Source organism: Alteriqipengyuania sp. (genome assembly GCF_964222115.1).
In the GTDB taxonomy this organism is placed as follows: domain Bacteria; phylum Pseudomonadota; class Alphaproteobacteria; order Sphingomonadales; family Sphingomonadaceae; genus Alteriqipengyuania.
Window position 1 is genome coordinate 1 of sequence record NZ_CAXQBM010000015.1, and the last position, 13,191, is coordinate 13,191.

At 64.0% G+C, this 13,191-nt stretch carries 11 protein-coding genes and 1 tRNA gene; 8 read left to right on the forward strand and 4 right to left on the reverse strand.

The window, feature by feature from the left end; all coding sequences use genetic code 11:
• On the forward strand, positions 1-1,609 hold a 1,609-nt coding region (locus tag ACEQXE_RS02220; protein ID WP_370177255.1), incomplete at its 5' end, for a cation:proton antiporter.
• Entirely contained in the window at positions 1,606-2,301 is a 696-nt protein-coding gene (locus ACEQXE_RS02225) for an OmpA family protein (RefSeq protein WP_370177256.1), read from the forward strand. The genes ACEQXE_RS02220 and ACEQXE_RS02225, both read left to right, overlap by 4 nt.
• On the opposite strand, the gene ACEQXE_RS02230 is transcribed toward ACEQXE_RS02225, so the two are convergent.
• From ACEQXE_RS02230 to cysD, 3 genes are read right to left on the reverse strand one after another with little or no spacing between them, the layout of a single operon-like run.
• On the reverse strand, positions 2,298-3,023 hold the full coding sequence (locus ACEQXE_RS02230; protein WP_372520216.1) for a 3'(2'),5'-bisphosphate nucleotidase CysQ: 726 nt from the start codon (positions 3,021-3,023) through the stop codon (positions 2,298-2,300). The genes ACEQXE_RS02225 and ACEQXE_RS02230 overlap by 4 nt on opposite strands.
• An 8-nt stretch (positions 3,024-3,031) precedes the next feature.
• On the reverse strand, positions 3,032-4,951 hold the full coding sequence (gene cysN / locus ACEQXE_RS02235; RefSeq protein WP_370177258.1) for a sulfate adenylyltransferase subunit CysN: 1,920 nt from the start codon (positions 4,949-4,951) through the stop codon (positions 3,032-3,034).
• The gene (gene cysD / locus ACEQXE_RS02240) at positions 4,951-5,853 is read right to left on the reverse strand and encodes a sulfate adenylyltransferase subunit CysD (RefSeq protein WP_370177259.1); all 903 of its coding nucleotides are present in this window, start codon (positions 5,851-5,853) and stop codon (positions 4,951-4,953) included. The genes cysN and cysD overlap by 1 nt, the downstream gene beginning before the upstream one ends.
• Positions 5,854-5,962: 109 nt before the next feature.
• On the opposite strand from cysD, the gene ACEQXE_RS02245 reads away from it, so the two are divergent.
• Positions 5,963-6,036 (forward strand) — tRNA-Gly (locus ACEQXE_RS02245).
• 141 nt (positions 6,037-6,177) lie between these two features.
• Here the strand turns inward: ACEQXE_RS02245 and panC are convergent.
• Entirely contained in the window at positions 6,178-7,038 is an 861-nt protein-coding gene (gene panC, locus ACEQXE_RS02250; RefSeq protein WP_370177260.1) for a pantoate--beta-alanine ligase, read from the reverse strand.
• Between the two features lie 115 nt (positions 7,039-7,153).
• Between panC and ACEQXE_RS02255 the strand changes: the two genes are divergently transcribed.
• Genes ACEQXE_RS02255 through ACEQXE_RS02275 form a run of 5 tightly spaced genes read left to right on the forward strand, consistent with a single transcriptional unit; the run spans position 7,154 to position 13,188 of the window.
• A complete protein-coding gene (locus tag ACEQXE_RS02255) occupies positions 7,154-7,966 on the forward strand; it encodes a division plane positioning ATPase MipZ (protein WP_370177261.1) in 813 nt (270 codons plus the stop codon).
• Positions 7,963-8,259 (forward strand): DnaJ domain-containing protein, encoded by a 297-nt coding sequence (locus ACEQXE_RS02260; RefSeq protein ID WP_370177262.1) that lies wholly within the window; start codon positions 7,963-7,965, stop codon positions 8,257-8,259. Before ACEQXE_RS02255 ends, ACEQXE_RS02260 begins: the two co-directional genes overlap by 4 nt.
• Complete coding sequence (pgmG, locus tag ACEQXE_RS02265) at positions 8,256-9,659, forward strand: phosphoglucomutase/phosphomannomutase PgmG (protein WP_370177263.1); 1,404 nt, start codon at positions 8,256-8,258, stop codon at positions 9,657-9,659. Before ACEQXE_RS02260 ends, pgmG begins: the two co-directional genes overlap by 4 nt.
• Before the next feature lie 34 nt (positions 9,660-9,693).
• A complete protein-coding gene (locus ACEQXE_RS02270; RefSeq protein WP_370177264.1) occupies positions 9,694-10,713 on the forward strand; it encodes a DUF2059 domain-containing protein in 1,020 nt (339 codons plus the stop codon).
• A 39-nt stretch (positions 10,714-10,752) separates the two neighbouring features.
• Entirely contained in the window at positions 10,753-13,188 is a 2,436-nt protein-coding gene (locus tag ACEQXE_RS02275; RefSeq protein ID WP_370177363.1) for a ligase-associated DNA damage response DEXH box helicase, read from the forward strand.
• Positions 13,189-13,191 lie beyond the last annotated feature (3 nt).

Here is a 13,191-nt window from a genome sequence, read left to right on the forward strand (position 1 = left end):
GCGACATTCGGGCAGCGCGGTCTGGCGGCTGGCGACCCTCGGCGTGATCGTGGGCTGGGCGCTGGGCGCGGTTACCGGCTATTATGTCGCGGGTATCGTCTGGCCCGTCGCGATCCTGTTTGGCGGGATCCTGGTGGTGACCGGGCCAACCGTGGTGCTGCCCCTGTTGCGCCAATCCAACGTGCAGACGCGGCCTGCATCGATCCTCAAGTGGGAAGCCATCGTCAACGATCCCACCGGCGCGCTGTGTGCGGTGATTGCCTACGAATATTTCCGCAAGGTGGCGGAGGCTCCGGGCGCATCGCTGTTCGAAGTCGTGCCGCCGTTGATTGTGGCCGCGGTGATCTCCGGCCTGATCGGCTACGCGGCTGCGTGGCTGATCGCGTATCTTTTCCCGCGCGGCGCGGTACCCGAATATCTCAAGGTGCCGGTCCTCTTCTCGATGGTGATCGCGGTTTTCGTGGTCAGCAACATGATCGAGCACGAGGCCGGCCTCGTCGCAGTGACCGTGATGGGTGTGGCGCTGGCCAACATGGATGTGTCGAGCCTGCGCAGCATTCACCCGTTCAAGGAGAATATCGCGGTCCTGCTCGTCTCGGGCATCTTCATCCTGCTGTCGTCATCGCTCAATTACGAGGACCTGCAATATCTCAACTGGCGTTTCGGCGCCTTCCTGCTGGTCCTGCTGTTCTTCGTCCGCCCCGCGACCGTGCTGATCAGCCTGCTTGGCAGCCCGATCCCTTGGAACGAGCGGCTGTTCGTCGCCTGGATCGCGCCGCGCGGGATCGTGCTGGTCGCGATCTCCGGCCTGTTCGCGCTGCGCCTGAACGAATTGGGCTATGGCGACGGAAACGTGCTCATCGGCCTCAGCTTCGCGGTCGTCGTGGCCACGATCGTGGCGCACGGGTTTACCGTCGATATCGTGGCCAAGGCGCTCAAGGTTCGGGGCACCAGCAGGCCGGGTCTCCTGATCGCAGGCAGCACCTCGTGGACCATTGCCCTCGCGAAACAGATGCACGAACTGAAAACGCCGGTGATGATCGTCGATTCCAGCTGGCAGCGGCTGGCCGCGGCCCGGCGTGAGGGCCTGCCCTTCTACCACGGCGAAATCCTCAACGAGGCAACCGAGCACAACCTCGATCTCAACCCCTATCAGGTACTGGTCGCCGCGACCGAGAACGAGGCCTATAATGCGCTGGTGTGCAACGAGTTCGCGCACGAGATCGGGCGCGATAGCGTGTACCAGCTGGGCGAAGCGGTGGACGACGATCGCCGCGCGCTGCCCGGCTCCCTGCGTGGGCGTGCGCTGTTCGAATCGGGCTTCGGCGTGGGTGAAGTCGAGCAAAGGCAGCAGGAAGGCTGGACATTCCGCCGCACCAAGCTGACCGACGAATTCACGATTGCCGATGCGCGTGAAAAGCTGGGCGACCAGGCGCATATGCTCCTGCTGCTACGGGAAAACGGGACGATGCGGTTCTTCACCCATGCGGCAAAGCCGGAGCCGCGCGCGGGCGACATCGTTATAACCTATTCACCGCAACAGCTTAAAAGGGCCGAGGCGGAATCGGCCAAGCGTGAGGCCAAGGCCGGACAGGCGAAGCCGGCATGAAGGAAGCAATCAAGGGAGAGGTGGCCATGCGTGGCCGGATGACAATTCTAGCTCTGGCAGCCGTCTTGGCGGCCTGCGATTCGGACGAACCGGCACCGGTGCCCGAGCCTGTGCCGACCATGGACGAAGCCATCGATGGAGAGGAAACCGAGACGGCTTCGATCATTCGGCCCGAGATCGAGGTCGAACGGCCACCGATCCCGCTCGAGCCATTGCGGGCGACAATCCCCTTCGGCGAGGGTGGTTCTGAACTGAGCGACGAAGCGCTCGCCGAGCTTAGGGCCATGCTCGAGACCGATCAGTGGAAGCAGGTCGAGCGCGTAATCCTGCGCGGCCACAGCGATGCCGGGGGCTCTGACGCCGTGAACATGCGCATTTCGGAGGAGCGTGCTCAGGCGGTCGCCGACTGGCTGGAAAAGCGCGGGCTGGACGAGGATGCGATCCGAATCATCCCCTTCGGCGGGCAGAACCCGATCCAGCCCAATCTGTTGCCCAATGGTGAGCCGAACGAGCGTGGCCGCGCAGCCAATCGCCGGGTCGAAGTCACTATCCTGGTGCCAGAGGGCGCGACCATCCCCGATCCGGGCCCTGTTGCCGAGCCTGCGCCTGCGGGCCCGCCGGGATCGGCTCCGGAGAAGGGCGCTGCCAAATCCGGCAGCAATGGCGGCGCTGCGAAAAGGCCTGCGTCCTAGCGCGCGATTGCCTTCAGCATCGGATCCGCCAGCTCCGGTCGACAGATCAGAAGGTCCGGAAGCGAAGGGTGTTGTTGGTTGTAGCGTAGCGGCGACCCGTCGATCCGCGAGCAATGCAATCCGTGCGCTGCGGCGACCGCGACCGGCGCGCAATTATCCCACTCATGCTGCCCGCCGCTGTGCAGGTATGCGTCTGCCTCGCCGCGGACCACAGCCATTGCCTTCGCGCCCGCCGAACCCATCGGCAGGAGCTCCATCCCGAGCTGGTCGACTACTTTCCGGGCCTCGGCCGGCGGTCGGCTGCGGCTGACGGCGATCTTGCCCGTTACGGGATGCGGTTGAGTGCGCGTGTCCACATCGCTGCTCAATACCTTGCCCAATGCGGGCAAGCCGACCGCGCCGATCTGCGCTATCCCGTCCACGGCGAGCCCGACATGGACCGCCCAGTCATCCCGCCCTTCCGCAAACTCGCGCGTCCCGTCGACCGGATCGATGATCCACACGCGCGAATGACCAAGACGAGCTTCGCTGTCTTCGCTCTCCTCGCTCAGGATGGCGTCGGCGGGCCGGTGCTGGCGAATGGCAGCCATCAGGAAGACATTGGCCGCCTTGTCTCCCGCATCGCCCAGCGCGCGACCTTGCAGGAGGCCCTCCGCACGCAGGGCGAGCGCAATTTCACCCGCCTTGTGCGCCAGCTGCGCTGCCAGTTGCGTGTCCGACACTTCGCGCGTCAAAGTGGCATGATCCGCGAAAGAATCAGTTCGGCTGCCTCATCAGCTGTCATGTCGAGCGTGTTGACCCGGATCTCGGGCTGCTCGGGCGGTTCGTACGGGCTGTCGATCCCGGTGAAGTTCTTGATCTCGCCTGCGCGTGCCTTCTTGTAGAGGCCCTTCACATCGCGCGATTCCGCGACATCGAGCGGTGTATCGACGAAAATCTCGATAAACTCACCTTCGGGCAGCATTTCGCGCACCATTTGCCGTTCGGCGCGGAACGGGCTAATGAAGGCGGTGAGAACGATCAGTCCGGCGTCCGCCATCAGCTTTGCGACCTCGCCGATGCGCCGGATATTCTCGATCCGGTCGGCCTCGGTAAAGCCCAGGTCATTGTTCAACCCATGGCGGATATTGTCGCCATCGAGCAGGTAGGTGTGGCGGTTCATCGCAGCGAGCCGGGTCTCGACGGCATTGGCGATGGTCGACTTGCCCGAACCCGAAAGCCCGGTGAACCAGAGCACCAGCGGCTTCTGGTTCTTGATTGCCGCATGGTGCTCGCGCCCGATATCGGTTGGTTGCCAATGGACGTTCTGTGCGCGGCGCAGCGCGAAATCTAGCATTCCGCAGGCGGCGGTCGCGTTGCTTTCCTTGTCGATCAGGATGAATCCGCCCACCGCCTTGCTGCTTTCGTAGGGTTCGAAAACAACCGGGCGTTCGGTCCGCAGTTCGACAACGCCGATATCGTTCAATTCCAGCGTCTTGGCTGCAAGATGCGCGCCCGATCCGGTCGGGTCGTTTACGTCGATCGCATATTTGGGGGGCTGGAGCGTCGCGGTGACCGTCTGCGTACCGAGCTTCAGCCAGTAGCCGCGCCCCGGTTTCATCGCCTTGCGGTCCATCCACACCAGGTGCGCGCGGAACTGGTCCGCGACCTGCGGGGGATCGTCTGCCGAGGCGATGATGTCGCCACGGCTGCAATCGACGTCGTCCTTCAGGACGAGCGTGACCGCCTGCCCTGCGGTCGCTTCGTCCAGCGGCCCCTCGAATGTCTCGATCCGATCGATCGTGCTTTGCGCACCTGAAGGCAGGATACGCACCGCATCGCCGGGCCGGATCGCGCCATCGCCGACCAGTCCCGAAAACCCGCGAAAGTCCTGCGAAGGCCGATTGACCCACTGCACGGGCATGCGGAAAGCGCGCTCATCCGCCTGACCGCAGGGTATCGCTTCCAGCTGTTCGATCAGGGTCGGGCCATCGTGCCAGCCCATCGGCTCGGACCTGCTGACAACATTGTCGCCCTTGAAACCCGAGAGGGGAATGGCGGCGATATTGCTGAAGTTGAGGGCTTTGGCGAAGTCTACGAAATCGTCACGCACAGCCTCGAATACGGCCGCATCGTAATCGACCAGGTCCATCTTGTTCACTGCCAGAATCACATGGCGGATTCCCAGCAGGTGCGCGATGAAGGCGTGGCGGCGCGTTTGTTTCAGCACGCCCTTGCGCGCGTCGACCAACAACACGGCGGCATCGGCGGTGGAGGCGCCGGTGACCATGTTGCGCGTATATTGCTCGTGCCCCGGCGTGTCGGCGACGATGAACTTGCGGTTTTCGGTCGCGAAGAACCGGTAAGCGACATCGATCGTGATGCCTTGCTCGCGTTCGGCTGAGAGGCCGTCGACCAGCAGTGCGAAATCGAGCGCCTGCCCCTGCGTTCCGACCTTAGCGCTGTCGCTGGCGAGCTGGCCCAGCTGGTCCTCGAACACCTGCTGCGTGTCGTAAAGCAGCCGCCCGATCAGCGTCGATTTGCCATCGTCCACGCTGCCGCATGTGATGAAGCGCAGCAGGTCCTTGTCGCGATGGCGTGCCAGATACGCGCCAATATCCTGTGCGATAAGAGCATCGGGGCGGTAGGAGCGGTCAGCGGCGTCGGCCATCAGAAATAGCCCTCCGCCTTCTTCTTCTCCATTCCGGCGCCACCCTCGTCGCGGTCGATCGCACGGCCCTGCCGTTCGCTGCTGGAGGTCAGCAGCGTCTCCTGCACCACCGCCTCGATAGAACTGGCCTCGCTTTCGATTGCGCCGGTGAGGGGGTAGCAGCCGAGCGTGCGAAAACGGACGGAACGGGTCTGCGCCTGCTCACCCTTCGTCAGCGGGAAGCGGTTGTCATCAACCATCAACAACAGGCCATCGCGCTCCACCACCGGGCGCGGTGCAGCGAAATAGAGCGAGGCGATCTCGATCCTCTCCGCCATGATATATTGCCAGATGTCGAGCTCGGTCCAGTTGGATAGCGGGAACGCGCGCAGGCTTTCGCCCGCATGCAACCGCGTGTTATAGAGGTTCCAGACCTCGGGTCGCTGGCTCTTCGGGTCCCATGCATGCGTGGCCGAACGGAACGAGAGCACCCGCTCCTTCGCGCGGCTTTTCTCTTCGTCGCGGCGCGCGCCTCCAAAGGCCGCGTCGAACCCGTGGTGGTCCAGCGCCTGCTTCAACCCTTGCGTCTTCCACAGGTCGGTATGCAGCGCGCCATGATCGAACGGGTTGATTCCGCGTTCTTTCGCCTCGGGGTTCTGCCAGACGATCAGTTCCATCCCCGCTGCATGCGCTGCGCGGTCGCGCAGGGCGTACATCTCGGCAAACTTCCATGTCGTATCGACATGCAGGAGCGGGAAGGGAGGTGTGGAAGGGTGGAAGGCCTTGCGCGCCAGGTGCAGCATTACTGCTGAGTCTTTGCCCGCGGAATAGAGCATCACAGGATTGCGCAGCTCGGCCACCACTTCACGCAGGATGTGGATCGCCTCGGCTTCCAGCCGGTCAAGATGCGTCAGTCGCGCCATGGCCGTCCTCCATGGCGATTTCGTGCACGCGGGCCAAGAAGGAATGGCGCAGGCGTCCAGAAGCGATTGACGGGGGAGGGGCGCTGGTGGCAAAGGCTGGCCGCAGCGGGCGGGTATAGCATAGTGGTAATGCTCCAGCCTTCCAAGCTGGCTAGAGGGGTTCGATTCCCCTTACCCGCTCCAAACCGCCGCAGGGCGGTTTGGGTGTTTGTTTGGCCCCTCAAACGCCGGGCGCGGGCCATCCGGCCCGCTTGGCTTACGGCCTAACCGGCCGACGCGCAGTCGCGCTTTGGCTGCCGCGACCAAGGGTCAAACTCCAAGCCTCTATCCCGAACGAACCGCCATATTGTCGATCAGCCGCGTGTTCTGGATATGCGCGGCGACGAGCAGACGTGCAGGGCGGTCACCCAGTGCATCGATCCGTTTGAGTGTTTGCGCATCGGCGAGCGCAGCGTAGTCGACTTTGGAAAAGCCACCGGAAAGCAGCGCCTGCTCGAGCTTTGCGAGAGCCTGTGCGACGGGCTCGCCACCCTCGATCTTCGCTATCGCCTCGCGCATTGCGGCAGGTAGCGCGGCCGCCTTGGTGCGATGTTCGGCGTCGAGGTACCGGTTGCGGCTGGAGAGCGCGAGCCCGTCTTCCTCGCGCACCGTCGGCACGCCGATAATGGCATCGACATGTGGCAGCGTCAGGTCGAGATCGCGCCCCATCCGGCGGATCACCGCCAGCTGCTGCCAGTCCTTCTCTCCGAACAGCGCCACGTCGGGCCGCACCTGGTTGAACAGCTTGCAGACCACCGTCGCGACACCCGCAAAATGACCCGGCCGGCTGGCACCGCAGAAATCGGCGCTGACCCCGTCCACGCCAATGCTGGTCGCGAAGCCATCGGGGTACATCTCGTCGGCCGAGGGCGCCCACAACAGGTCCACACCTTCCTGCTCCAACAAGGCCGAATCCGCCTCCAGCGTGCGCGGATAGGCATCCAGATCCTCGTTCGGTCCGAATTGCGTGGGATTGACGAAGATCGACACGACCACGCGGTTTGCCTGCTTCAGGGCCGCGCGGACGAGCGTCAGGTGTCCTTCGTGCAGTGCGCCCATCGTCGGCACCAGCGCAACGCTCTCTCCCTCGGCCCGCAAGCTGGCGATTTCGTTGCGAAGCTGGTCGAGCCGGTGAATGGTTCGCATGGTCGATTGCATGGCCCGGGGCCCTCCGATAGACGATTCAGGTGTCGGCCTAGCCGCGTGGGTGCCCGCCTCGCAATCGGCCCCGTACCGAATTTGAAGAAGGATCGCACCTCAAGTGACTGCCCGCCGCCCCCACCGCATCGTCTTCGCCAACGAAAAGGGCGGGACCGGCAAGTCGACCACAGCAGTGCACGTGGCCGTGGCGCTGGCATACCAGGGTGCGCGTGTGGCGGCGATCGACCTCGACCATCGCCAGCGCACCATGGACCGCTATTTCGAAAATCGCGACGAAACGGCGCGACGGCGCAAGATTTCGCTGCCAACCGCGGCCTGCACCGTTTTCTCCGATGGCGATGAAGCAGCGCTGGAAGCAAAGACGAAGGAGATTTCGCAAGACGTCGACTTCCTGATCTTCGACACTCCCGGGCGCGACGACCCGCTCGCGCGCCATGTCGCCAAGGAAGCCGACACGCTGGTCACACCGCTGAACGACAGCTTCGTAGATTTCGACCTGATCGGCCAGGTCGATGCGGAAAGCTTCAAGGTGCGTCGCCTCAGCTTCTATGCCGAGCTGATCTGGGAAGCGCGGCTGGCGCGCAGCAAGACCGCGATCGAGCAGGACCGGCCGCAAATGGACTGGGTCGTCGTGCGCAACCGCACCGGCCACACCGAAGCGCGCAACATGGTGCGGATCGAGCGTGCGCTGACCGAGTTGAGCAAGCGCGTGGGTTTTCGCATTTCTTCCGGGCTGTCCGAGCGTGTGATCTACCGCGAACTGTTCCCCTCAGGGCTCACGCTGCTCGACAAGGGCTATCTCGGCGATCTGGGTACCAGCCACCTCGTCGCGCGGCAGGAACTGCGCGAGCTGGTGCACAACCTGCGCCTACCGATCCCCGAAGGGGCTAATCGGGCGCTGGAGGCCGCATGATCAAGTTCCTGATCCTCGCAGCCCTGCTCAGCGTGGTGTGCCGCTGGGCGTTCGGGAAATGGCCGTGGGATTTCCTCGCCCCCAAGCCGACGCGCGCGCAGCAGGTCTTTCGTGCGCGCAAGCTGCTCGGCGTTTCGGCGGAGGCGAGCCACGCGCAGATCATCGAAGCGCACAAGCGGCTCGTGCGGCAGGTCCATCCCGACATGGGCGGCACCAACGCCCAGGTGCATGAAGCCAACGCTGCGCGCGATACCTTGATCGACAACCTTCCCGACACTGCGAGACAACCATGAGCCACACGTTCGACCCGACCATCCTGCGCGAATACGATATTCGCGGCATCATCGGCGAAACGCTGGAAGCCGACGATGCGCGGGCAATCGGGCGAAGCTTCGGCACGTTGCTGCGGCGTGCGGGCGGCAGCACTGTCGCGGTTGGATATGATGGGCGGCAAAGTTCGCCCATGCTCGAACATGCGCTGGTCGAAGGCCTGACAGCAAGCGGATGCGACGTGGTGCGGATCGGGCTGGGCGCCACGCCGATGCTGTACTTCGCAGAAGCGTCAGCGGAGGAAGTGGATGGCGGGATACAGATAACCGGCAGCCATAATCCCCCCAATTACAACGGCTTCAAAATGGTGTTTCAGGGCCGACCGTTCTTCGGCGCGGATATCCAGCGGCTGGGAGAGATCGCCGCAGCGGGCGATTGGGAGGATGGCAATGGTTCGGTGAGCGAGCGCCCCCTGCTCGATACCTATGTCGAGCGACTGCTCGAAGGGCTCGACGGGATCGACCGGGCCGCGCTCGCGGACCTGAAGATCGGCTGGGATGCGGGTAATGGCGCTGCCGGCCCTGCGCTCGAACAACTCGTCGAGAAGCTGCCCGGCGAACATCACGTTTTGTATTCGGAGGTCGATGGTACCTTCCCCAATCATCATCCCGATCCCACCGTCGAGGAGAATCTGGCCGATCTGCGCACACTGGTCGCCAAGAAGAATCTCGATTTCGGCGTCGCTTTCGATGGTGACGGAGACCGGATCGGCGCGATCGACGGTGAAGGCCGCGTGATCTGGGGCGACCAGCTGCTGATGATCTATGCGCAGGATCTGCTGCAACGCCGCGCAGGCGCGACGATTATTGCGGATGTGAAGGCCAGCCGCGCGCTGTTCGATCATGTCGAAAGCCACGGCGGCAAGCCGCTGATGTGGAAGACCGGCCACTCGCTGATTAAGTCCAAAATGAAGGAAACAGGCTCTCCGCTGGCGGGCGAAATGAGCGGCCACGTGTTCTTTGCGGATACCTATTACGGCTACGACGACGCGCTTTACGCGGGCGTGCGCCTGATCGCTGCGGCAGCCCGGCTGGGCCAGTCGGTTACGCAGCTGCGCGGCACAATGCCCGCCATGGTCAACACGCCCGAAATGCGCTTCCAGGTCGACGAAGCCCGCAAGTTCGCTGCGATCGAAGAGGTCAAGGCGCGGCTTGCGGATAGCCCTGCGCAAGTCGATGGTACCGATGGCGTGCGAGTCTCTACCGAGGATGGCTGGTGGCTGTTGCGCGCCTCGAACACGCAGGATGTGCTGGTCGCGCGCGCCGAGAGCGACAGCGAGGATGGGCTCGCACGCCTGATGGAGCAGATCGACCAGCAACTTGCGCTGTCCGGCCTCGAACGCGGGCCGCAGGCTGGGCACTGAATTCTCGATATCTTGAAGACGAAGGGGGACCGTCATGAAGAAATACGCAATCGCCGCCGCAGCGATCGGATCGCTGGCCATTTCGCAACCGGGTCTGGCTCAGGATACGGCGGAAGACCCGCCCAAGGTCACGATCGAGGTCCATGAGGCGGACGAGGGTGACGAGGGCGAGGACGATTTCTTCGGCATGGGCGCTGACGAGGACAACCCCTTCGCGATGGCCATCATCGGGGCGCTGATCTCTACCATGTTTCAGGCGGACCCCCTGACTGCCGATGCCGAAGCGCGGCTTCCTCAGGCCCAACAGGTCGCCGGGTCGCTCGTGCCCGAGGGCGTCTATGGCGCGATGATGACCGAGATGCTGGATTCGTTCACCAGCCCCATCTTCGAAATGGCGAAAATGGGCGGTGGGATGAGTGCCGACGATCTGGCGATCTATACAGGCCTGTCGACCGACCAGACCGGTAGCCTGAGCAGCGAAGAGCGTAGTGAGTTGACCGCCATTTTCGATCCCGTGCACGAAGAGCGCGCAACTGCGGACATGTCCAAGGTCACCGCTCTGGTGGGCGAAGTGTTCGAGATCATCGAACCGGGCATGCGCGAAGGCCTCTCGAAAGCTTACGCCGCGCGCTTTACGGACGCCGAGCTGGCCGAACTGAACGCGTTTTTCGCCACCCCGACCGGAGCGAAATATGCTGCGCAAAGCCTGCCCGTGCAGGCCGACAAGCATGTCATCGCGGGAATGATGCAGTCGGTTCCGACATTGCTCGAACGATTGCCGCAAGTGGTCGAGGCTATTGAGAGCAATGAGGGTAATGGCCTGCCAGAGCCGCGCCGCTACGACGACCTGACGCCTTCCGAGCAGCGCCGTGCCGCCGCGCTGCTTGGTGTCGAGCAGACCATGCTGCGCGAAAGCATGGCGATGGCCGAAGCAATGGAAGAAGAGGTTATGATCGAAGACGCTTGGGAGCCGACAATCGATGAAGATGACGACGCGATCGATTCGGCGGCCGATGATGCAGCCGATGCGATGGAGGATGCTGCCGCCGAATAGAGGCTCGGCTCCAACGCGCCTGTTGTGCGTTGGAACTGCATGACGGGCACCGGCGTACCGCCTGAAATCGAAAACTGGTTCGCCGGGCGTGGTTGGCGCGTCCGCGAGCACCAGCGTGCCATGCTGGAGGCCAGCGACCGGGGCGATCATGCGCTGCTGGTCGCCGATACGGGCGCGGGCAAGACGCTGGCAGGTTTCCTGCCCACCCTGGCGACTTTCACTCCGTCTCGGCTGGGCGGCGCAAAACCGCCGGAAGGTCTGCACACGATTTACGTCTCGCCGCTGAAAGCCCTTGCGCAGGACGTGGCGCGCAACCTGCTCGCTCCGATCGAGGAGATGGGACTGCCCATCAGCGTCGAAACGCGCAGCGGCGATACCTCGTCCGATCGCAAACGGAGGCAGCGGGACAAGCCGCCCCATGTGCTGCTGACTACGCCCGAAAGCCTTTCGCTCCTCCTGTCCTATCCCGAAAGTTTCGAGATGTTCGCCGGCGTTCGGCGGATCGTCGTGGACGAGATTCATGCCTTCGCGACGGGCAAACGCGGTGACCTGCTCGCGCTGAGCCTGTCGCGTTTGCAGGCGATTGCGCCCGATATGCAGCGCGCCGCGCTGTCCGCCACGGTGGCTAACCAGGAGGGGTTTCGCGCGTGGCTGGCCCCGTGGGGGGAGATAGACCGGGTTGCGCTGGTGCAGGGCGAGCCGGGTGCGCCGCCGGATGTCGAAATCCTCCTGCCGGACGAGAACCGTGTGCCGTGGGGCGGCCATGCGGCGACCTGGGCGATCCCGCAGCTTTACGACATCCTGCGCCAGAACCGCACCACGCTGGTCTTCACCAATACCCGCTTCCTCGCCGAATATATCTTCCAGCACCTGTGGGATGTGAACGAGGACAAGCTGCCGATCGGCATCCACCACGGCTCGCTGAGCCGCGAGGCGCGCGAGAAGTTTGACGGTGCAATGGCGGCAGGCGAGCTGCGCGCGCTGGTCGCCACAGCCAGCCTCGACCTGGGCGTCGACTGGGGCGATATCGATTGCGTGGTGCAGATGGGTGCGCCCAAGGGTTCCTCGCGTCTTCTGCAACGTGTGGGGCGTGCGAATCACCGGCTCGACCAGCCCAGCCGCGCGCTGCTGGTGCCGGGCAACCGGTTCGAATTCCTCGAAGCGCAGGCCGCCAAGGATGCGGTCGATGAAGGCCAGCGCGACGGGGAGGATTTCCGCCCCGGCGGGCTGGACGTGCTCGCCCAGCACGTGATGGCGTGCGTGTGCGCCGCGCCATTCGAGGAGGCGGATTTGCTCGCACAGGTCCGGAGCTGCCTGCCGTTCGCCTGGGTGGATGAAGAAGTCTTCGCGCGGGTGCTGAACTTCGTCGCGACCGGCGGCTATGCCCTCAAAGCCTATGACCGGTTCCAGCGCATTGTGCGCGACAGGAGTGGTGAATGGCGCCTCACCCACCCGCAGCACGCTGCACGGCACCGACTCAACGCGGGCATCATCATGGATGCCGAGATGCTGGAAGTGCGCTTTCGCAACGGGCGTTCGCTCGGCCGGGTGGAGGAGCGGTTTGCCGCGCAGCTCTCCGCTGGCGATACGTTCCAGTTCGCGGGTACCACAGTGGAAGTGGAGCAGCTGCGCGATATGGAAGTGATCGTGCGCGCATCGGCGAAGGCGGCGATGATCCCGAGCTATGGCGGTGCGCGCATGCCGCTGACCACGCATCTGGCGGACCGGGTGCGCACCATGCTGGTCGATCGGGCAGGCTGGGCGCGCTTTCCCGACGATGTGCGCGAATGGCTGGAAATGCAGGACTGGCGCAGCGAAATGCCGGGGCCGGACAACCTGCTGGTCGAGAGCTTTCCCCGCGCCGAGCGGCATTACAGCGTCTATTATACGTTCGTGGGCTGGAACGCGAACCAGTCGCTCGGCATGCTGATTACCAAGCGGATGGAGGAACGCGGGCTGATGCCCGGCGGCTTCGTCGCCAACGATTATTCTCTCGCGGTGTGGGGCCTGAAGCCGGTAGAGGATCCGACCCCGCTTCTGTCGCCGGATATCCTAGCGCACGAATTCGTCGACTGGGTACAGGATTCGCACCTGCTGCGGCGCAGCTTCCGCGAAGTGGCGGTGATCGGCGGACTGGTGGAGCGGCAGCATCCGGGCAAGCGCAAGAGCGGCAAGCAGGTCACCTTCTCGACCGATCTGATCTACGACGTGCTGCGCAAGTATGAGCCGGAGCATGTGCTGCTGGAAGCCGCCTGGGCCGATGCCCGTGAGCGGCTGACCGATGTCGGGCGGCTCGGCGACCTACTCGACCGGGCGCAAGCGGACCTGGTCCATGTCCAGTTGGACCGGGTCAGCCCATTGGCCGTACCGGTCATGGTTATGATCGGACGCGAATCGGTGCCGCAGGGATCGGTCGACGATGAGCTGTTGCTGGAGGCAGAGACGCTGGCAGGCGATGCCATGCGCGGGGACTAACCC

Bases quoted from the DNA above. Each gene is read 5' to 3' on its own strand.
- ACEQXE_RS02275 (WP_370177363.1), top strand. From the start codon at position 10,753: ATGACGGGCACCGGCGTACCGCCTGAAATCGAAAACTGGTTCGCCGGG.
- cysD (WP_370177259.1), bottom strand. From the start codon at position 5,853: ATGGCGCGACTGACGCATCTTGACCGGCTGGAAGCCGAGGCGATCCAC.
- ACEQXE_RS02270 (WP_370177264.1), top strand. From the start codon at position 9,694: ATGAAGAAATACGCAATCGCCGCCGCAGCGATCGGATCGCTGGCCATT.
- cysN (WP_370177258.1), bottom strand. From the start codon at position 4,951: ATGGCCGACGCCGCTGACCGCTCCTACCGCCCCGATGCTCTTATCGCA.
- ACEQXE_RS02260 (WP_370177262.1), top strand. From the start codon at position 7,963: ATGATCAAGTTCCTGATCCTCGCAGCCCTGCTCAGCGTGGTGTGCCGC.
- pgmG (WP_370177263.1), top strand. From the start codon at position 8,256: ATGAGCCACACGTTCGACCCGACCATCCTGCGCGAATACGATATTCGC.
- ACEQXE_RS02225 (WP_370177256.1), top strand. From the start codon at position 1,606: ATGAAGGAAGCAATCAAGGGAGAGGTGGCCATGCGTGGCCGGATGACA.
- panC (WP_370177260.1), bottom strand. From the start codon at position 7,038: ATGCGAACCATTCACCGGCTCGACCAGCTTCGCAACGAAATCGCCAGC.